This window comes from Alkalibacillus sp. S2W (genome assembly GCF_046764385.1).
Taxonomy (GTDB): domain Bacteria; phylum Bacillota; class Bacilli; order Bacillales; family Alkalibacillaceae; genus Alkalibacillus; species Alkalibacillus almallahensis.
In genome coordinates this window covers 1638218-1657352 of sequence record NZ_CP177234.1, presented here as the reverse complement: position 1 = coordinate 1657352, position 19135 = coordinate 1638218, and the positions used below count along the sequence as shown (strand labels likewise).

The window sequence follows — 19135 nt, the reverse complement described above, 5'->3', positions numbered from 1 at the left end:
AAATTCATACTCTTAACCCGACACTTTTATTAGTGTCGGGTTTTTTAATGAGAAAATAACTCTCTCCTTTTTATACTTTGAATATCATATCTCTTCTTCTCATACATATAGTAGTGTTAAGCGGAAGGAGGGATTGGTTGGACAAGTTTATTGCCTCTTATTTACCTACAACCATCACCAGTCTGATCAAAGCAAACATTTCTCAACAAGCGTTAAATCAACTAGAAGAGATTCGTTTACGTGTGGGGCATCAAGTACAATTAATCTTCTCAAATCATAGTCAGTTTTTAGAGGGATTTGTTTTTTACGAAAATGATGCGAATGCGTTGTTGGCACGTATAAGTGATTTTTCAGTCTATCGTTTAGAAGAAGAATTAAGAAACGGATTTATAACAATCCGTGGTGGTCATCGAATTGGAATCAGTGGACAAGTGGCTGTAGAAAATGGATCAGTACAAGCCATTACGAATGTGACATCATTTAATATTCGTATCGCTTCAGAACGTTATGGAGCAGCTAAACACATCCTACCTCATTTATTTGAGGATGAAATCCAAAACACTTTATTGATCGGACCTCCTAAAAGTGGTAAGACAACGATTTTAAGAGATTTGATTCGTCTGATAAGTACTGGCTCTGAGCAATTGACGGGACGACGTGTTTCGTTAGTTGATGAACGTTCTGAAATCGCAGCAGCATTTCAAGGAGTCCCGCAGCATGATGTCGGTCCTTTAACAGATGTTATGAGTGATTGTCCTAAGGCAGAAGGTATGATGATGATGGTTCGGTCGATGTCACCTGAAATTTTAGCCGTTGATGAAATTGGAAGAAAAGAAGATGTCGATAGTCTGATGGAGGCCGTTTATACAGGAGTTGGTTTAATTTGTAGTGTGCATGGTCACACCTTATCAGACATTGAACAACGCCCACAGTTACAACCACTGCTGAAACAAGGTGTTTTCCAACGATTCATCTTGTTAAATTCTTTACCACAACCCGGAACTGTACATGCTATTTATGATGATCATCGTGAAATTATAACGACAAAAGTTAGGAGTCATAGTCATGAAGTGGGTCGGCGCGATCCTAATTCTATTAACGTGTACATGGGTCGGAATTGATTTCGCCAATCAATATAAAAAAAGGCCACAACAAATCAGGGATCTACTACAAGCTTTGCAAATTATGGAAGCTGAAATTGTATATGCTCAAAAGCCAATTGAAACGATCTGTCGTTACATTTCCAAACAGTTATCATTTCCTATTGGGTCTTTATTTCAACGTTTAGTTAATGAATTAAATGAAACTGAAATTTCTTTAGATGATTGTTGGGAAAATGTGATCGAGGAAGAATGGCACTTTACAGCTTTAAAATCGAAAGAAAAACAAATCATGTTGCAATTTGGTCAATCATTAGGACGACATAACATTGAACAACAAAGAAAACAAATTCAACTGGCGCGAGTTCATCTACAATATGAACTTGATGAGGCATTAGAAGAAGAAAAACGCTTTTCAAGTATGTATCGGGTGTTAGGGGTATTGTCAGGACTATTATTTGTTTTAATTTTAATTTGAAGGAGCTTACTTCATGTCTGATGTATTTCTATTATTTCAAGTTGCAGGGATTGGAATCATCGTCGCTATGCTAAGTGCCCTACTTAAACAAATGGGGAAGGACGACTTAGCTCAGTGGGTGACTTTAATAGGATTTATTATTGTTCTCGTTATTGTCATTGATTATTTAGGTCAGCTCTTTCAACAAATTCGTTCTGTGTTTTTATTTCAAATGATGTTATAGAGTAGAGGTTTATTATGCCGTTTTTACAAATAATGGTCATCATAATTGTTGCTGCGATTTTAATCGTTGTTGTGAGAGAGCATCATCAGTCGATTAGCTTTTTATTAATCATATTAACTGGCATATTAATCTTTTTATATGTTCTATTGCAAATGAATGAAGTGATCAGTGCTTTTCAAGAGATCACTTCTCATATAGATGTATCATTGCTGCATTTGGATACTATTTTTAAGGTGATAGCTGTTGCTTACATGACTGAATTTGCTGTCCATGTTTTGAAAGATGCCCAACTTAATTCGATCGCTGTCAAAGTAGAAATTATTGGTAAGTTATTTATATTATTAATGGCTATTCCTATCTTTATAGCTGTTATCGAAACCTTACTAGGATTTGTACCGTAATCCAAAGGAGATCGCTTATGAAAAAGACAGTTATCTCCCTGCTTATTGTCGTCATCATGATGTCACTAACGGATATACAAAGTATTGCTGAAGACGAAGGTGAGGAGCTAGATCAAAATGAAGTAGAAGAAGATCTTGAAGGTTTCTTTGAAAGTCCAACGATTGAGAATCAATGGCAGGATTTACTTAATGAATATCGAGATTATATGCCAATAGATTCAGGTAATCAATGGACAGATATTACTGACAGAGAGTCAATCTTGTCTTGGCGCGCTTGGGTGGATGGGATCGTATCATTTTTAATCGATGAGTTATTGGCAAACGGTCAAACACTTAGCTTGTTAATATTTATTACGTTATTAAGTGCTGTGTTAAATGTGCTAGCTCAGTCATTTGAGACTCAAACCGTTACAAAAGTGAGCCAATTTGTCATTTTTGGTGTGCTCATGACAATTGCAATGACAGGGTTTCATACGGCAGCTAATTTTACGACTGATACGATCGAAACGATGCGTCACTTTATGGTATCGCTTCTTCCATTGTTCCTGAGTATGATGGCGGCATTTGGCCATGTAGCAACGGTCGCTTTCTTTAATCCTTTTATATTGTTTTTGACACAAGCAAGTGGTTTGTTTGTTGCAAAGATTATTATACCACTATTATTTTTGTCAGCTATTTTACACATAGCTAGTCACGTTAATGAAACGTACAACTTATCTCGATTAGCACACTTGTTTAAACAAGGCGCGCTATTACTAATGGGAGCTTTTTTATCCATTTTCTTAACGATTATGTCTGTACAAGGTATCACAACTGCTGCATCAGATGGTGTTGCTGTGAGAGCAGCAAAGTTTGTGACAAGCAACTTTATACCTGTCATTGGACGAATGTTTACGGATGCAACTGATACAGTTTTATCCGCTTCAATATTGGTAAAAAACACAATTGGTGTTGCTGGATTAGTTGTACTATTTGTCATGATATTATTTCCTGTCTTAAAGGTGCTTGTTCTTGGATTGTTTTTTCGTTTGGCCGCAGCGATTTTACAACCAGTTGCTGATGGTCCGGTTGTTCATATGATAGATGATATGGGCAAACATATTCTATATTTACTGTTGGCTTTGTTAATGGTTTCGATTATGTTTTTCTTTTCAATTGTAATGCTAATTGTAATTAGTAATACATCATTAATGGTTCGTTAGTGGAGGAGCAAATGGAATTTATTACGGATTGGATTACTCAGCTTGTTGTCTTTGTATTTATAGCGACGATTATTATATTGCTCATTCCCAAAACATCTCATGAACAAGTCATTCGTGTTGTATTCGGTATGATCATTTTACTTCTTTTTTTACATCCTTTAACGACTTTATTTCAAGTAAATCCAGAGGAAGTCGTTGATAATTTTGAGTTTTCATCTGATTTAATGAATGAGGATACATTTGAAGAGAAAATAGAATCACAAAAAAAAGAAATACAAGCCTCTTCAAATGCATATATATTAGAACAACTGACCCAAGAGCTACAAAATTCTGTAGAAGAGGAGTTGATGGATGAATATGATTTAGCCATACAAGATGTCTTAATGGAATGGAAAGAGGATCGTGAAACTGAAGAAATCAGTGACATGATTGATCACGTCACGTTTGTAGTGACAGAGGAACAAACTGGTGTTGAACAGGTTGAGGAAGTACAGATTCCTGCAGACCAGGATAAGGAGACGATGGATGATGACATGATTAAACAAACAATCGCCTCATATTTAAATCTACCTTTATCAAAAATATCTATTGAATGGGAAGGGGGGCATTAATAATGCAATTTAAAGAATGGTTCAAATTAAAAAGTGAGACGGACAGGCCGACGAAGCGATCATATATGATTTTAATCGGGCTGATAGGGCTACTGTTTTTAATTCTATCTAATGTGTTTTCGGGATCATCTGATGATACACAAGCACCTATTGAAGAAAGTCAATGGGAAGATGAAAAGAAAGAAAAACAGTCTGGAAATACGACAAATTCTAATTATGAGCACATCCAGAACCAAATGAGGCAAGAACTTGAACAAGCCTTGGAGAGTATATCTGATGTTCATGATGTTGAAGTAAGCTTACAACTAGATTCATCAGCTATAAAAGTCTTTGAAAAAAACACAACAACAACAAATCAATATACAGATGAAAATGATCAAAATGGTGGAACTAGAAGTGTTGAAGATGAGTCCGTAGAAGAGCAAACTGTCCTATTACGTCAAAACAACCGTGAAGAACCATTGCTTATTCAAACACAAACCCCCGCGATTCGAGGCGTATTAATTGTAGCCAAAGGAGTTGATCAAATTCACGTTAAAGAAAGAATCATTGATTCAGTTTCTAGATTGTTAGATGTATCAACCCATCGTATAGCAGTAATGCCAAAGGGTGAGGAGGAATGATGATGGTGTTAAGAAAACAAACAGTTTGGTTAATTACAATGTTGAGTTTATTAATTGTGTTGAGTGTTTATTATTTGATGTCTCCTGGAAGTGGAGAGGTGGCTTTAATTCCGGACGAAGATGAGGAACGGCAAGAACAAATAGAAGGTGATGAAAATCAGGAGGAAAGTGAAGGTGATGGTACAAACGATCCGCAAACAGAGACAAGTTCTGAAGGTGATCTAGATGTGGATGTGAGTACAGATGAATTATCACCTCACGAATTGTTTACCACGATTCGATTAGAAAAAGAAGATGCTCGTAGTGAAATGAAAGAGCAATTATCATCAATTGTGGCATCAAGTTCTGCCACAACAGAAGAGAAAAATGAAGCAATGGAAGAAATGTACGCATTGCAAACTGCTGCACAGAAAGAAACGATTTTAGAAGAAATGATTAAACAAGAAAAAGGATTTAAAGATGTGTTAGTTCGAACAGATGAAGAAGTTGTGCAGATTAGAGTGATTGCAGAAGAATTATCTAAAACAGATGCCAATCATCTTATGCAGTTAGCACGAGATGAATTCAGTGAATTAGAACCGCGCGTTCGATTACAAGAAGATGCGTAACATAAGACCTCCATATCCGAATAGGGTATGGAGGTTTAAGATTGTTAACTCATAAACGCTTTTAAACAGGATGACCATATTTAAATAAAATATGAAAATATATTTAAATTAAGTTGAAGGTTGCTTTCACTTTATCGTACAATGTTGTTAGGAAATATTAGTACCTGTTATTAAATCTAAAGGAGTGCTACTTGTCATGCTAAAAGTTCAAGAGATACGAGAATTGATTAAATTATTAGATGAATCATCTATTTCTGATTTCACGTATGAAACAGATGATGGCAAAATTTCTATGAGTAAACAAAATGGGGAAGTTGTACAAGTTGCAACTCCACAACCTGTAACAACTGAAAAACCAGCGGAACCCAAAGTAGAAAATCAACCAGCTGAACCGAAAGCAGAAGCAGAACCTGCTCCAGCACCAAAAGAAGAAACAGCTTCAAATAATGAGGTTGATTATGACACAGAGATTGTTTCACCAATGGTTGGGACATTCTATGAAGCACCATCACCTGATGATGATGTGTATGTTCAAGTGGGCGATCAAGTTGAAGAAAATTCAGTTGTATGCATTGTTGAAGCAATGAAACTCTTTAACGAAATTGAAGCTGAAACAAAGGGTGAAATTGTAGAGATTCTAGTAGACGACGGCGAACTTGTTGAGTATGGACAACCACTATTCAGAGTGAAACAGAAATAAAGGAGGGGTTGTCTGTGATTAACAAAGTATTAATTGCAAATCGTGGTGAAATTGCCGTAAGAATTATTCGTGCTTGTAAAGAACTTAACATTGAAACGGTTGCTATTTTCTCAGAAGCTGATCGTGAATCATTACATGTACAAATAGCAGATGAAGCTTATTGTGTGGGTCCTACATTAAGTAAGGATTCTTATTTAAATAAAACCAATATTATGAGCGTGGCTAAATTAACGGACTGTGATGCCATTCATCCTGGTTATGGTTTCTTATCTGAAAATGCCGATTTCGCTGAGTTATGTGAAGAATGTAATGTGACATTTATTGGGCCTAGTGGGGACTCGATTTCACGTATGGGAACCAAAGATGTTGCACGTGAGACAATGCGAGAAGCTGGGGTTCCAATTGTCCCTGGCTCTGATGGAATTATTGCCAATGAAGAAGAAGGTAAACGAGTGGCAAATGAAATCGGGTATCCCGTCATTATTAAAGCTACTGCTGGTGGCGGTGGTAAAGGGATTCGCGTTGCTCGAAATGAAGAAGATCTTGTACAAGGTATTCGTGTAACGCAGAATGAGGCTGAAACAGCATTTGGTAATCCAGGTGTTTATCTAGAGAAATTTATTGAAGATTTTCGCCATGTTGAAATTCAAGTATTAGCTGACAAACACGGTAATACTGTTCATTTAGGTGAACGTGATTGTACCGTTCAGCGACGCTTACAGAAATTGATTGAAGAAACACCTTCACCAGCAATTGATGAAACCATTCGTGCAAAAATGGGTGATTCTGCTGTTAAAGCAGCGCAAGCAGTCGATTATGTAGGTGCTGGTACGATTGAATTTATCTTTGACCAAAAAGACTCAAGTTTCTACTTTATGGAAATGAATACACGTATTCAAGTTGAACATCCGGTAACGGAAATGGTTACAGGTATAGATTTAATCAAACAGCAAATTAAAGTAGCTGATGGTGAGCCGATATCATTTAATCAAGAGGATATTCAATTTGATGGTTGGTCAATTGAGTGTCGTGTAAATGCTGAAAATCCAGCTAAAGATTTCATGCCTTCTGCTGGCAAAGTGGCTATGTATTTACCGCCCGGAGGATTTGGAGTGAGAGTGGATTCTGCAGCCTATACAGGATGGAATATTCCTCCTTATTATGACTCAATGATTGCTAAGCTAATCGTTCATGGCGCTACACGAGAAGAAGCTATGGATAAGATGAATCGCGCATTAGATGAATTTGTTATTGAAGGAATTCATTCGACTATTCCGTTCCATAAACGAATGATGAATCATCCCGTCTTTAGAGATGGTGAGTTTAATACGAAATTCCTTGAAACATATCAAGTCATGGAAGACTAAAATTTGAGGTGACATAAATGGAAGAGAATCATTTATTAAATGTCAGTGATGATCAATCATTAGGTCGTGTTGAGATTGCACCAGAGGTCATTGAAGTTATTGCAGGTATTGCGGCTAATGAAATCAGTGGTGTTGCTAATATGCGTGGTAATATAGCGTCAAATGTATCCGAACGTCTGGGTAAAAAGAAACAACATGGTAAAGGTGTTAAGGTTGAATTAACTGAAGAAGGAATTGAAATTGATGTATTTACAGTATTAGATTATGGCGTTTCAATTCCCAAAGTAACTGAAAAAATACAGGAAAATATACGCACAACACTGAAAAATATGACGGCGTTAGAAATCTTAGAAATTAATGTTCATGTGGTCGGTATTCAAATTGAAGAAAAAACAGATGAATCTAAACAAGAATCAAAATAAATGTTAATTAAACCCCCAGTAAAATGGTTGATTATTTTACTGGGGGTTGGTTATGTCATATGCGTTATTTAAATCAATTTAGAATGAAGGTTTATTTTTTATTTCTTATGAATTTCGTGGTAAACTGACATATGTATAAATATTGATCAAAACCGAATTAATGAAGGAGTTAACTATAGAATGAGTCGAAAGCATAGTCGAGAAAAAGCTTTTCAAGTTTTATTTCAAATCGACATTAACGAAGAAGTGAAAGAAGAAAATCTTATGAAAGTCATGGATGAAGATGTGAGCCCCTTTGCCTCGCAGATCATAAAAGGTGTGATCGATCATAAAGATGAGATCGATACAATTATTGATGGTTATTTGGAGAATTGGAGCTTCTCAAGAATCGGTGCAGTTGAAAAAGCCTTATTAAGAATAGCTATATACGAAATGAAATATGTTGAAGAAACCCCATATAAAGTAGCTGTCAATGAAGCTGTCGAACTAGCTAAGCGATTCCATGATGACCAATCAGGTAAATTTGTGAATGGTGTTTTATCGAAACTTGCAGACCAATAGAAGGTGATTGTAATGGAAACAACTGTTATGTATGGAAAGCCAGCCGCTGATCAAATTCGATTAGCATTACAAGAAGAAGTCACAAGCTTAAGTAAACAACAAGTTATTCCTAAAATAACTGTAATTATCATTGGTGAACATAAAGCTTCACAGACCTATGTCCGAATTAAGAAAAAAGCAGCTGAGAAAATTGGAATTAAGGCTGAAATAATCGAAAAAGATGAAACGATCACTGAACGTGAATTACTTGAGTTAATCCAGTCTTTGAATAATGATCATGAAACGCATGGCATTTTGGTTCAACTACCTCTACCAGATCATATCCGTGATCATGCTGTTTTAGAAACAATCTCTCCTGAAAAAGATGTAGACGGGTTTCATCCGATAAATATTGGTCGATTAGCTGTGGAAGAGGATGCTTTTTATCCCTGTACCCCATTAGGGATCATGAAGTTATTGGATTATTATAATATAGACATTGCCCAAAAGCATGTCGTGGTAGTAGGAAGAAGTCATATTGTTGGCAAACCAATTGGACAGATGATGTTAAATCGTGATGCGACTGTTACATATTGTCATTCAAAAACGCCCAATTTGTCTCAATATACAACACAAGGTGATATTTTAATTGTTGCGGCGGGTCGTGCCCACCTGATTCAAAAAGAAGACGTAAAGGCTGGAGCGGTAGTCGTTGATGTTGGTAATTCTTTTCAATCGACAGGAGAAGTCTTAGGTGACGTTGATTTTGATGATGTTCAAGAACATGTGAGCTATATAACACCAGTTCCTAAGGGTGTTGGCCCTATGACGATCACTATGTTATTAAATAATACTGTTGAAGCAGCCAAGCGTCTTTCTTTTAAAGGGGATTGAATCAAATGGAGGAACCAAAATATTTAACGGTGACCGCTTTAACTAAGTATATAAAAAAGAAATTTGATATCGATCGTCACCTCAAACAAGTTTTATTACAAGGCGAAATATCAAATTTTAAACATCATTCACGCGGTCATATGTATTTCACAATAAAAGATCAACAAACAAGAATTTCGGCTGTCATGTTTACCTCGCATAATCAAACATTAGCATTCAAACCAGAAGATGGTATGAAGGTACTTATACAGGGCGATGTTACGGTTTATGAACGAACAGGTCAGTATCAAGTATATGTACAAAGAATGGAACCCGATGGATTAGGTGCCTTATACCAAGCGTATGAACAATTAAAGAAAAAGTTAGATCAAGAAGGGTTGTTTGAAGAAAATAGTAAACAATCTATTCCATTGTTCCCTGAAAAATTAGGTGTGATTACCTCACCTACAGGTGCTGCAGTTCGAGATATTATGACGACGATCAACCGTCGTTATCCACAAGCTAGACGTGTTATTATACCTGCGTCTGTACAAGGTGAACAAGCAGGTCAATCTGTAGCGAATGCGATTAATTACGCAAATGAAGTAGGCGATTTTGATACATTGATTGTTGGACGTGGCGGTGGATCGATTGAAGAGTTGTGGGCCTTCAATGAAGAAATCGTCGCCAGATCTATTTTCCATTCTGACATTCCAATTATTTCAGCTGTAGGCCATGAAACGGACTACACGATTGCTGACTTTGTTGCTGATTTACGTGCACCTACGCCAACAGCTGCAGCAGAACTAGCTGTTCCATCTCAAGATGAACTTTCTCAGCAACTTCATGTCATTCAACAACGAATTCAACAGCAAATGGCACAAAGAATAAGAAGTGAAACTGATCGCTTGCAACGATTAAAACAAGCTTATGCTTTTAAATACCCAGTCCAGTTAACTCAACAAAAAGAGCAGGATTTGGACCGAGCTTTGAATCATTTAAATCGTAATATGAAACAACAGATTTATAATCATAAGCAATTATTAAATAGAAAAAAGGAAAGACTGTTAGCTAATTCCCCTCAACAGCTTGTTAATGAACGTTATCAATCATTAATAACACTCAAAACACAACTTATTCACACCATGAATTCTCATTATCGAAATAATGTTCACCAACTTGACCGTATGGTTGATAAATTGGAGTTACTCAATCCAATGACCACGATGAAAAGAGGTTATTCCATAACTTACAATGAAAATGGAGATATTGTTAAGTCGATTGAGAAGGTATCTTTAGGAGAGCAAATTGATATTAATTTAAATGATGGTTCATTATATTGTGAAGTGCAAAAAAAGGCAGAAAGGACTGAGGATTGATGGAGGAGAAAACGGAACTTAATTTTGAACAAGCGATGGAACGTTTAGAAAAGATCGTTGATCAACTTGAACAAGGCGATGTTCCACTAGAACAAGCGATTCAGTATTACAAGGATGGTATGGAGTTATCGAAAGTATGCCATGATAAATTAAAGAATGTTGAAAATGAGATGGCAGAAATCATGAAAGAAAATGGTGAAACAGAATCATTTACGGTGGAGGACGATTCAGAGTGACTATGCAATTAGAAAGTTATAAAAATGATGTTGATCAGTTACTTATAAATCGCCTTGGTCAATTAGATTTGCCTCAGGAATTTCAACAAGCCGTTCAATATGCAATTAGTGCAGGGGGGAAACGGCTTCGTCCTATATTAATGCAAGAAACCTTCCGTGTTTTTTCGGAACACACTCAAAAAATAAGCGATGTCATGCTTGCGCTTGAGCTTGTTCATACATACTCATTAATTCACGACGACCTACCTGCTATGGATGATGACGATTTACGACGTGGTCAACCGACAATCCACAAGCAATTTAATGAAGCGACAGCAATTCTTGTAGGCGATGGATTCTTAACCTATGCTTTTCAATTGATTGCGAACAGTTCTTATTTGGATGCTGAAGAAAAAGTATACGTTACACAACAATTAAGTCAGGCGAGTGGATTTGAAGGCATGATCCAAGGTCAATTTCTTGATTTACAATCAGAAGGTAAGACAATCACAATTGACCAATTGGAGTTAGTACATCGGTACAAAACAGGAGCACTAATCCGCGCAGCGGTTAAAATAGGTGCTTATTTGGGTGGTGCTATACCTCCGCAAATCGAATCACTTGATCGATACGCATTCTACTTAGGAATGATCTTTCAAATACAGGATGATATTTTGGATGTAACAGGAAGTGAAGATGAGCTAGGGAAACCAATAGGAAGTGATGTCTCCTTACATAAAAATACGTTCCCGAGCTTACTTGGTTTAGAACAGGCAATAGAATGGCGAGAAGATTGTATGACTAAAGCCGTGAATGCATTAAATGAAGCTAATGTTAATGATGAAAATCTGATTGCATTTATTAATCTATTTGGTCGCAGAAATAACTGAGTGCACATAATTGTGAGTATAATCGTAATATGGTAAAATAGGATTTACACAAGGGGTGGTGCAGTATTCTAGTCGGTCCTCCGCTTCTGAAGGCGGGCCTAAAAATCCGCCAAAGGGCACATCGATGAAGTTCCTGGTGTTGGCTTGAGGCGCCCAGCCTTGGGTCGATGCTGGGAGTTAAGGTCGTAGGGCGATCCACAATGGCATGTGGGCGTTGACCCTGCTTCCGTGGAGGCCCATATTTGTGCCTTATGACACATGATTATAAGGTATGAAATGGGGTATGAACCTGTATGATAGCGAGGAATTCGTTATCTGCAGCGTAGCCTGCCTTGAGTGGTGTGTAGGGGATTACAACCATATAGTGTTCAGTCGTGTGGCCAGCGAATGAAACACTCGCAACGTTGTATGAAATAGACACTGCAAAAGAGGCTAGGAAGTGGTCAAAGGCTGCCGAGGAAAACTCCTAGACTGTTCCATAAGACATTTAAAAGGGATTATAGTGCGGGCTAAGTGGTAATCCAGTTTAGCATCCGGAAACGGAGCTGGGGTCGTTTTAAAGGGGAACCTCCGTAGTGGCAACACACGGTAACGACCTGGGAAAACCTGCTGGACCTAAGCCGCAATTTTTACCTTTTAAATGACCATCCCTTTCGTTACATAATAGGGTTGGAATGTATAAAAATACGAGGTCAACAAATGCTCAAGATTATAAAAGAATCCATAAGGTTTAGTATAAGTATAGCCGTTATCACTTTTGTGTTAGCGGCCATTTTTTCAATCGTTTCACAAGGTGTTTTAGGTGGCGTAAATTGGTTTATAGGTATTATCATTGTCTTAACGATCGTATTGATTGGTGTACTATCAGATATGTTGGGGATAGCAGCGACTGCCGCAAGTGAAAAACCTTTTCATTCCATGGCTTCAGAAAAAGTTTATGGCGCTAAAAACGCTATTCGAATTGTTCGAAATGCTGATAAGTTTGCTACTTTTTGTAATGATGTGATTGGAGATATTGCTGGTGTCATTAGTGGTACCGCTTCAACACTTGTTGTGATTCAGTTAGCAACGGTTATTACAGATGGGAATATAAGTACATATCAATTTGTGATTGGTATTATTTTTACAAGTTTAGTTGCAGCTCTAACTGTAGGTGGTAAAGCGTTAGGGAAGTCATTAGCTGTAAGGTTATCAACTGATTTAGTTTTATTTGCAGGTAAAGTTACAGCTATAATTGAAGACACATTAAGAATACGTTTGTTACCATCAAATAAAAAACGATAAATAATTTATAGTGATAGAAAATTTATTTCAACATAAAGGTGTGTGATCCAACATGGATCTTCAAAACATTGAACATCCTTCTCAAATTAAACATTTGTCTAGAGATGAATTGATTAAGCTTAGCGGAGATATTCGGTCATTTTTAATTAATAATTTATCTGAAACAGGTGGTCATCTTGGCCCTAATTTAGGTGTTGTGGAGTTAACTTTGGCATTGCACCAAGAATTTGACAGCCCTAACGATAAATTTCTATGGGATGTAGGCCATCAAGCATACGTTCATAAAATGTTAACCGGAAGAACTGGTCAATTTGCAACGTTAAGACAATATCAAGGGCTATGTGGTTTTCCAAAACGTAATGAAAGTGAACATGACATTTGGGAAACTGGCCATAGTTCCACTTCCTTATCCGCAGCTATGGGTATGGCTATTGCTCGTGATATTAAACAAGAAGACCATCATGTTGTACCTATTATTGGAGATGGTGCCTTAACGGGTGGCATGGCCTTAGAGGCACTTAATCACATCGGTCACGAAAAGAAAAACATGATTGTCATTTTAAATGATAATGAAATGTCAATTGCACCTAATGTGGGTGCGATGCATAATATGTTAGCACGTTTAAGAAGTGGACAAAGGTATAATTGGGTGAAGGATGAACTTGAATTTCTTCTTAAAAAGATCCCTACAGTAGGTGGACGAATAGCTAATACTGCTGAACGAATTAAAGACAGTATGAAATATTTAGTTGTACCGGGTATGTTTTTTGAAGAGTTAGGTTTTACTTACTACGGCCCAGTTGATGGTCATAGTTATGATGATTTATTTAAGTCGATTGATTATGCTAAAAAAACTGAAGGCCCAATTATTATTCATGTTCTAACAACAAAAGGTAAAGGGTATCATCCTGCAGAAAATGACACGGTTGGAACTTGGCATGGTGTTGGACCTTATAAGATTGAATCAGGAGAATCCGTTAAAAAAGGTTCATCAGGTAAAGCTTGGAGTAAAGTGATTAGTGACAGCTTAATGGATCTTGCTAAGACAGATGAGCGAATCGTAGCCATTACACCAGCTATGACAGTGGGATCTAAATTAGAAGACTTCCGTAAGGCTTTTCCGGATCGATTATTTGATGTAGGTATCGCTGAACAACATGCGACAACAGTATCGGCTGGATTAGCGACCCAAGGTATGAAACCAGTACTATCCATTTACTCGACCTTCTTACAACGTGGATATGACCAAGTTATTCATGATGTTTGCCGTCAAAATTTAAATGTAATATTTGGTATTGACCGCGCTGGTTTAGTTGGAGCTGATGGAGAGACGCATCAAGGTGTTTTTGACATTTCATTTTTACGAGATCTGCCAAATATGAAAATAATGATGCCAAAGGATGCAAAAGAAGGTCAGAACATGGTTCATACCGCTGTTCAAAATGATGATGGTCCAATGGCGTTACGTTATCCGCGTGGAAATGCAAGTGATGAACCGGAATTAGGCGACTACGAAAGTATTCCTATAGGCTCATGGGAAGTGCTTAAAGATGGCGAAGATTTAGTGATTTTAACATTTGGTACCATGATACCTCGAGCGCTTGAAGCAGCTCATTCATTAGAAAAAGAAGGTATATCCGTTCGTGTAGTTAATGCTCGATTTATTAAGCCATTAGATCATAACCTCATGCATCAATTAGCACAAGAAAAATTACCGATTTTAACTATTGAAGAACATGCACTTCAAGGCGGCTTCGGTAGTGCCGTATTAGAGTTTTTTGAAGTAGAAAAATTACCATTTCCATATATCTCTAGAATGGGAATTCCTGATCGATTCATTGAACATGGAAGTGTTGATGATTTATTAGAAGAAGTTGGTCTAACAGTTGAAAAAATTGAACAAGAAGTAAAAGAAATTGTGCCGACCCAGAGGAAAAGAGCTTAAACATGATGAAAAAAGTAAGATTGGATACATTTTTAGTTGAACAAGGCTTTTTCGATTCGAGAGAAAAAGCAAAGCGTTCGATTATGGCTGGATTAGTTTATACTGATCATGAGCTATTAGACAAGCCAGGTGTTAAGATTGACCCGACTATTAATATTTATGTCAAAGGTAAAGCTGTCCCGTATGTTAGTCGGGGCGGCTTAAAGCTTGAGAAAGCAATTAAACAGTTTGACTTAAATTTAAATAATCAAAGTATTGTCGATATTGGTTCTTCTACTGGAGGATTTACAGACTGTGCCCTTCAACATGGAGCTAAATTAAGCTATGCAATTGATGTTGGTTATAATCAATTAGCGTGGTCATTACGACAGGATGACCGAGTGGTTGTAATGGAGCGTGTTAATTTTCGTTATGTCACAAAGGATGACTTTGAATTTGGTTTACCTACACTGGCTGTGACTGATGTTTCGTTTATTTCATTAAAATTAATATTCCCTGTTATTAAATCGATTGTAAAATCTCAGTCAGACATTGTTGCTTTAATTAAGCCTCAATTTGAAGCAGGTCGTGATGCTGTCGGGAAAAAAGGGATTATACGAGATTCAGAAACGCATCATGCGGTTCTAGAAGATGTGTTACAATTTATATATAATGAAGGCTTCTCCTTAGTCAATTTAGATTACTCCCCAATCACTGGAGGGGACGGAAATATTGAATTTTTATTGCATGCAAGATGGGGTGAGAATAGCCAAACGTCTAATATTCCAGATACTCAAATAAATACAGTGATTGAAGCAGCACATCACGATTTCAACAACCGATCATAAGAAAAAAAGTTGGTGACAAAGTCATTGAAGAAAACGCAGCGTTTATTAAAAATCCGTGATTTAATTTACAAACAGGATATAGAGACACAAGATGAATTAGTTCAGACATTTCATGATTTAGGGTATGATGTTACGCAAGCAACGATTTCCCGAGATATTAAAGAGCTTCAATTAGTGAAAGTTCCAACACAATCAGGCGGGTATAAGTATAGTTTGCCTGGTGATACAAAAGTTAACCCTACTGAGAAGTTGCAACGCACTTTAATTGAAAGCTTTGTTTCGATTGACCGTGCGGATCATTTTATTATTTTAAAGACAGTTCCCGGAAATGCCCAAGCAGTAGGTGTTTTAATTGACCAGCTAGATTGGGAAGATATCATGGGAAGTATTTGCGGGGATGATACATGTTTAATTATTTGTAGAACGCCTGAACAAAGTCAAGCTGTATATGATGCGTTTATGACTATGCTCTAGAATAAGAGGTGGCTGTTGTGTTAGCACAAATTACGATTAAAGATTTTGCCATTATAGATGAAGTTTCCTTGACTTTTGATGATGGTTTGACGGTTTTAACAGGTGAAACAGGGGCAGGTAAATCAATTATTATTGATGCCATTCAATTATTAGCTGGGGCACGTGCTTCAGTTGAATATGTGCGCCATCAAGCTGAACAAGCACTAATCGAAGGGTTGTTCTTTATTGATAGTCGTTCAGAAGGTGTTCAGAACTTATTGGAACAATTTGATATACCTGTCGATTATGATGAAGGCAGTGTTGTTGTTGAACGTCGAATAACAGCAAAAGGAAAAAGTATATGTAAAGTTAACGGAAAACTAATTACACTTGCTGTCTTGAAGGAAATCGGACGTCAACTCATTGACATTCACAGTCAACATGAAACGCAATCCCTTATGAATCCTGACAGTCATATTAATTTGCTTGATCATTTTGCTCCAGAACGGTTACAACAGACAAAAGAGCATTATAAAGAGCTGTATGATGAATTACAATCATTAAGACGTAAATACGATGAGTTATCTCATAATGAACAAGAAGTGGTTCAACGCATTGATTTACTGACCTTTCAATGGCAAGAGTTAAATGAGGCCAATCTTGAGCCGAAAGAGGACGAACAACTCGAAGAAGAGCGCCGCCAGTTAATGAATTATGAACGAATATTCGATGGGTTAAATACAGCTTATGAATCCCTAGCTGCTGAAAGTCATACTTTAGATTACTTAGGTCAAGCCATGACAGCTTTAGAATCACTAGAAGATGTTAATGATGAGTTTAAGCAGTTATCACAACAACTCAAAACGAGTTATTATTCATTAGAAGAATTGTCACATGACTTGCGTAATCGGGTGGATGATCTCGAATTTCAACCAGGTCGACTAGATGAAATTGAAACACGGCTTTTTGAACTTAATCGGTTAAAACGTAAGTATGGCCTTGAACTTAATGAGCTCATGACTCGTATGGCTGAAATGGAAGAAGAATTAGAACAATTACACAACAAAGACACCCATTTACAATCTTTAGAAAAAGAAATACAAGAAGTTCAAAAAGATGCCCTTACAGAAGCTGAGCATTTACATAAATTACGTCAAGAGATTGCGAATGACTTATCAGAAGCGATTCAATATGAGTTAAAAGATCTTTATCTAGAGAAGGCTCAGTTTGATGTTTCATTTTCGACTCAATCAGGACCAGTAGCATGGCGTGATCAAAACATTAAATTAATGAAGCAAGGTCTTGATCTTGTCCAATTTCTAATCACCACTAATCCTGGAGAACCTTTAAAACCCTTACATAAGGTTGCTTCAGGGGGAGAGATTTCCCGTATTATGTTAGCAATTAAAAGTATCCTTTCTCAACATCAAGGGATCACAAGTGTTATTTTTGATGAAGTTGATACAGGCGTTAGTGGTCGAGTTGCACAGGCTATTGCTCAGAAAATACACGGCGTATCAAGTCAATCACAAGTGCTTTGTATCACCCATCTGCCGCAAGTTGCTGCTATGGCTGATCATCACTATCTTATTGAAAAAGATGTTACGCAAAAAGGTTTTACGAATACTTCTGTACAAAAACTGGATCAACAAGAAACAATTGATGAAGTTGGTCGAATGATTTCAGGTGGTGAATTAACTGAAACAACGACTCAACATGCTGAAGAATTAATTAAACAAGCTGCTTCTTTAAAAAGCTAGACACCCTTTGTCTAGCTTTTATTCGTTTATAATCCAGTTTTGTTTAGGAAAAGTTAAACTATATTGACTTTACTTTTCCCGTTTAAAAAGTATTTAATCGGCTCAAATTAACATTAAAGCTTCAATTAAATTGAAATGAGGAGTGAGGATTCATTGAGCCGTTCACAAATTAAAATAAACCTAATCCTCCTTATTTCATTTGTTCTTCCGCTTACAGTCATCCAGCCAGCATTTGCTCAATCGTTACAGCCAGTAGAAGAAGTTGTACCTGGTGGACAATCATTAGGTATTAAATTGCATACATCTGGTGTCGTAGTTGTAGGTTTTAACGAAATAAGCACAAATGATTCGAAGGAATCCCCAGCCGAAGAATCTGGTGTGGAAATAGGAGATATCATTCTACAATTAAACGGTCACAAAATCGATGATATGCAAACATTTAAAACGTTTATGACAAAGTACCAAAATTCTGATTCTCCAATTGAATTAAGAATTAAACGCAAAGAGCATATTTTCCCAGTTGAAATTGAACCTAAAAAGGAGAAGGATAATTACAAATTAGGCTTGTATATTCGCGATGCGACAGCTGGTATTGGCACATTAACGTTTTACGATCCGTTAACCATGCGTTATGGAGCTTTAGGACACGTTATCGCAGACCAGCAAACGAAGAAGCCTTTAGATATTTTTGATGGTCAGATTGTTCTTTCTGATGTCACATCCATCAATAAAGGTGAAAGTGGCTCTCCTGGTGAAAAGAGAGCGAAATTTTCTAAAACAGATGAGCCAATCGGGTCAATTCAGAAAAACTCTGATTATGGTGTTTATGGTAAACTGACTCAGAATGACTTTACGAATAAGCAGGGAATTGAGCCAATTCCAGTTGCTCCAGCTAATGAAGTTAAAGAAGGTAAAGCGAAAATTAGAACAGTTGTTAAAGGAAAAAAAGTTGAAGAGTTTGACGTCGAAATTGTCAGCAGTGTCCCTTCGAAAAATCCAGAAACAAAAGGTATGATTGTACAAGTTACAGATGAAGAGTTGCTTGAGCAAACAGGAGGAATAGTTCAAGGAATGAGTGGCAGTCCAATTATTCAAAATGGAAAAATTGTTGGTGCCGTCACACATGTCTTCTTAAACGATCCTACAAGTGGTTATGGTGTGCATCTTGAATGGATGTTAGAAGAAGCTGGACTAAAAGTTAAACAATCAAGTGAAGAAAATAAAGCCAGTTAAC

22 protein-coding genes are annotated in these 19135 nt (G+C 37.0%); all 22 read left to right on the top strand.

What is annotated here, in order from left to right; all coding sequences use genetic code 11:
- The first annotated feature begins 137 nt into the window (after nucleotides 1–137).
- The 22 genes from spoIIIAA to spoIVB all read left to right on the top strand — a co-directional run bounded on the left by spoIIIAA (nucleotide 138) and on the right by spoIVB (nucleotide 19134).
- Nucleotides 138–1121 (top strand): stage III sporulation protein AA, encoded by a 984-nt coding sequence (spoIIIAA, locus tag ACKXGF_RS08915; RefSeq protein ID WP_411953420.1) that lies wholly within the window; start codon nucleotides 138–140, stop codon nucleotides 1119–1121.
- The gene (gene spoIIIAB / locus ACKXGF_RS08910; protein ID WP_167262512.1) at nucleotides 1066–1578 is read left to right on the top strand and encodes a stage III sporulation protein SpoIIIAB; all 513 of its coding nucleotides are present in this window, start codon (nucleotides 1066–1068) and stop codon (nucleotides 1576–1578) included. Before spoIIIAA ends, spoIIIAB begins: the two co-directional genes overlap by 56 nt.
- Before the next feature lie 13 nt (nucleotides 1579–1591).
- A complete protein-coding gene (spoIIIAC, locus tag ACKXGF_RS08905) occupies nucleotides 1592–1801 on the top strand; it encodes a stage III sporulation protein AC (RefSeq protein ID WP_167262511.1) in 210 nt (69 codons plus the stop codon).
- A 14-nt stretch (nucleotides 1802–1815) separates the two neighbouring features.
- Nucleotides 1816–2202, top strand: a complete 387-nt coding sequence (gene spoIIIAD / locus ACKXGF_RS08900; RefSeq protein ID WP_411953419.1) for a stage III sporulation protein AD — start codon at nucleotides 1816–1818, stop codon at nucleotides 2200–2202.
- A 17-nt stretch (nucleotides 2203–2219) separates the two neighbouring features.
- Nucleotides 2220–3404, top strand: a complete 1185-nt coding sequence (gene spoIIIAE, locus ACKXGF_RS08895; RefSeq protein WP_411953418.1) for a stage III sporulation protein AE — start codon at nucleotides 2220–2222, stop codon at nucleotides 3402–3404.
- Nucleotides 3405–3415: 11 nt separating this feature from the next.
- Nucleotides 3416–4015 (top strand): stage III sporulation protein AF, encoded by a 600-nt coding sequence (gene spoIIIAF / locus ACKXGF_RS08890; protein WP_411953417.1) that lies wholly within the window; start codon nucleotides 3416–3418, stop codon nucleotides 4013–4015.
- Nucleotides 4016–4017: 2 nt separating this feature from the next.
- Nucleotides 4018–4638: a stage III sporulation protein AG gene (spoIIIAG, locus tag ACKXGF_RS08885; protein ID WP_411953416.1), complete on the top strand. Its 621-nt coding sequence runs from the start codon at nucleotides 4018–4020 to the stop codon at nucleotides 4636–4638.
- A 2-nt stretch (nucleotides 4639–4640) separates the two neighbouring features.
- A complete protein-coding gene (locus ACKXGF_RS08880) occupies nucleotides 4641–5246 on the top strand; it encodes a SpoIIIAH-like family protein (RefSeq protein ID WP_411953415.1) in 606 nt (201 codons plus the stop codon).
- 196 nt (nucleotides 5247–5442) lie between these two features.
- Nucleotides 5443–5946 carry an acetyl-CoA carboxylase biotin carboxyl carrier protein gene (gene accB, locus ACKXGF_RS08875; protein ID WP_411953414.1) on the top strand — a complete coding sequence of 168 codons (504 nt, stop codon included), beginning with the start codon at nucleotides 5443–5445 and terminating at the stop codon, nucleotides 5944–5946.
- 14 nt (nucleotides 5947–5960) lie between these two features.
- Nucleotides 5961–7313 carry an acetyl-CoA carboxylase biotin carboxylase subunit gene (gene accC, locus ACKXGF_RS08870; RefSeq protein WP_411953413.1) on the top strand — a complete coding sequence of 451 codons (1353 nt, stop codon included), beginning with the start codon at nucleotides 5961–5963 and terminating at the stop codon, nucleotides 7311–7313.
- A 17-nt stretch (nucleotides 7314–7330) separates the two neighbouring features.
- A complete protein-coding gene (locus ACKXGF_RS08865) occupies nucleotides 7331–7735 on the top strand; it encodes an Asp23/Gls24 family envelope stress response protein (protein ID WP_411953412.1) in 405 nt (134 codons plus the stop codon).
- Between the two features lie 180 nt (nucleotides 7736–7915).
- The gene (gene nusB, locus ACKXGF_RS08860; protein ID WP_167262503.1) at nucleotides 7916–8296 is read left to right on the top strand and encodes a transcription antitermination factor NusB; all 381 of its coding nucleotides are present in this window, start codon (nucleotides 7916–7918) and stop codon (nucleotides 8294–8296) included.
- A gap of 12 nt (nucleotides 8297–8308) precedes the next feature.
- Entirely contained in the window at nucleotides 8309–9169 is an 861-nt protein-coding gene (locus ACKXGF_RS08855; RefSeq protein ID WP_411953411.1) for a bifunctional 5,10-methylenetetrahydrofolate dehydrogenase/5,10-methenyltetrahydrofolate cyclohydrolase, read from the top strand.
- A 5-nt stretch (nucleotides 9170–9174) separates the two neighbouring features.
- Nucleotides 9175–10527, top strand: coding sequence for an exodeoxyribonuclease VII large subunit (xseA, locus tag ACKXGF_RS08850; RefSeq protein ID WP_411953410.1), 1353 nt, complete (start codon nucleotides 9175–9177; stop codon nucleotides 10525–10527).
- Nucleotides 10527–10763 (top strand): exodeoxyribonuclease VII small subunit, encoded by a 237-nt coding sequence (locus tag ACKXGF_RS08845; RefSeq protein ID WP_411953409.1) that lies wholly within the window; start codon nucleotides 10527–10529, stop codon nucleotides 10761–10763. Before xseA ends, ACKXGF_RS08845 begins: the two co-directional genes overlap by 1 nt.
- Nucleotides 10764–10765: 2 nt before the next feature.
- Entirely contained in the window at nucleotides 10766–11632 is an 867-nt protein-coding gene (locus tag ACKXGF_RS08840) for a polyprenyl synthetase family protein (protein WP_411955577.1), read from the top strand.
- A gap of 699 nt (nucleotides 11633–12331) precedes the next feature.
- A complete protein-coding gene (locus ACKXGF_RS08835; protein WP_411953408.1) occupies nucleotides 12332–12916 on the top strand; it encodes a hypothetical protein in 585 nt (194 codons plus the stop codon).
- Nucleotides 12917–12968: 52 nt separating this feature from the next.
- Nucleotides 12969–14861: a 1-deoxy-D-xylulose-5-phosphate synthase gene (gene dxs / locus ACKXGF_RS08830; RefSeq protein ID WP_411953407.1), complete on the top strand. Its 1893-nt coding sequence runs from the start codon at nucleotides 12969–12971 to the stop codon at nucleotides 14859–14861.
- Nucleotides 14862–14863: 2 nt separating this feature from the next.
- On the top strand, nucleotides 14864–15688 hold the full coding sequence (locus ACKXGF_RS08825; RefSeq protein WP_411953406.1) for a TlyA family RNA methyltransferase: 825 nt from the start codon (nucleotides 14864–14866) through the stop codon (nucleotides 15686–15688).
- A 24-nt stretch (nucleotides 15689–15712) separates the two neighbouring features.
- Nucleotides 15713–16162: a transcriptional regulator AhrC/ArgR gene (gene ahrC / locus ACKXGF_RS08820; protein ID WP_167262497.1), complete on the top strand. Its 450-nt coding sequence runs from the start codon at nucleotides 15713–15715 to the stop codon at nucleotides 16160–16162.
- A gap of 17 nt (nucleotides 16163–16179) precedes the next feature.
- Nucleotides 16180–17901, top strand: a complete 1722-nt coding sequence (gene recN, locus ACKXGF_RS08815; RefSeq protein WP_411953405.1) for a DNA repair protein RecN — start codon at nucleotides 16180–16182, stop codon at nucleotides 17899–17901.
- A gap of 153 nt (nucleotides 17902–18054) precedes the next feature.
- Nucleotides 18055–19134 (top strand): SpoIVB peptidase, encoded by a 1080-nt coding sequence (gene spoIVB / locus ACKXGF_RS08810; protein WP_411953404.1) that lies wholly within the window; start codon nucleotides 18055–18057, stop codon nucleotides 19132–19134.
- Nucleotide 19135 lies beyond the last annotated feature (1 nt).

Coding starts and splice junctions, on each gene's coding strand:
- spoIIIAB (WP_167262512.1), top strand. CDS start 1,066: ATGAAGTGGGTCGGCGCGATCCTAATTCTATTAACGTGTACATGGGTC.
- spoIIIAC (WP_167262511.1), top strand. CDS start 1,592: ATGTCTGATGTATTTCTATTATTTCAAGTTGCAGGGATTGGAATCATC.
- spoIIIAD (WP_411953419.1), top strand. CDS start 1,816: ATGCCGTTTTTACAAATAATGGTCATCATAATTGTTGCTGCGATTTTA.
- spoIIIAE (WP_411953418.1), top strand. CDS start 2,220: ATGAAAAAGACAGTTATCTCCCTGCTTATTGTCGTCATCATGATGTCA.
- spoIIIAF (WP_411953417.1), top strand. CDS start 3,416: ATGGAATTTATTACGGATTGGATTACTCAGCTTGTTGTCTTTGTATTT.
- spoIIIAG (WP_411953416.1), top strand. CDS start 4,018: ATGCAATTTAAAGAATGGTTCAAATTAAAAAGTGAGACGGACAGGCCG.
- ACKXGF_RS08880 (WP_411953415.1), top strand. CDS start 4,641: ATGGTGTTAAGAAAACAAACAGTTTGGTTAATTACAATGTTGAGTTTA.
- accB (WP_411953414.1), top strand. CDS start 5,443: ATGCTAAAAGTTCAAGAGATACGAGAATTGATTAAATTATTAGATGAA.
- ACKXGF_RS08865 (WP_411953412.1), top strand. CDS start 7,331: ATGGAAGAGAATCATTTATTAAATGTCAGTGATGATCAATCATTAGGT.
- nusB (WP_167262503.1), top strand. CDS start 7,916: ATGAGTCGAAAGCATAGTCGAGAAAAAGCTTTTCAAGTTTTATTTCAA.
- ACKXGF_RS08855 (WP_411953411.1), top strand. CDS start 8,309: ATGGAAACAACTGTTATGTATGGAAAGCCAGCCGCTGATCAAATTCGA.
- xseA (WP_411953410.1), top strand. CDS start 9,175: ATGGAGGAACCAAAATATTTAACGGTGACCGCTTTAACTAAGTATATA.
- ACKXGF_RS08845 (WP_411953409.1), top strand. CDS start 10,527: ATGGAGGAGAAAACGGAACTTAATTTTGAACAAGCGATGGAACGTTTA.
- ACKXGF_RS08840 (WP_411955577.1), top strand. CDS start 10,766: ATGCAATTAGAAAGTTATAAAAATGATGTTGATCAGTTACTTATAAAT.
- ACKXGF_RS08835 (WP_411953408.1), top strand. CDS start 12,332: ATGCTCAAGATTATAAAAGAATCCATAAGGTTTAGTATAAGTATAGCC.
- dxs (WP_411953407.1), top strand. CDS start 12,969: ATGGATCTTCAAAACATTGAACATCCTTCTCAAATTAAACATTTGTCT.
- ACKXGF_RS08825 (WP_411953406.1), top strand. CDS start 14,864: ATGATGAAAAAAGTAAGATTGGATACATTTTTAGTTGAACAAGGCTTT.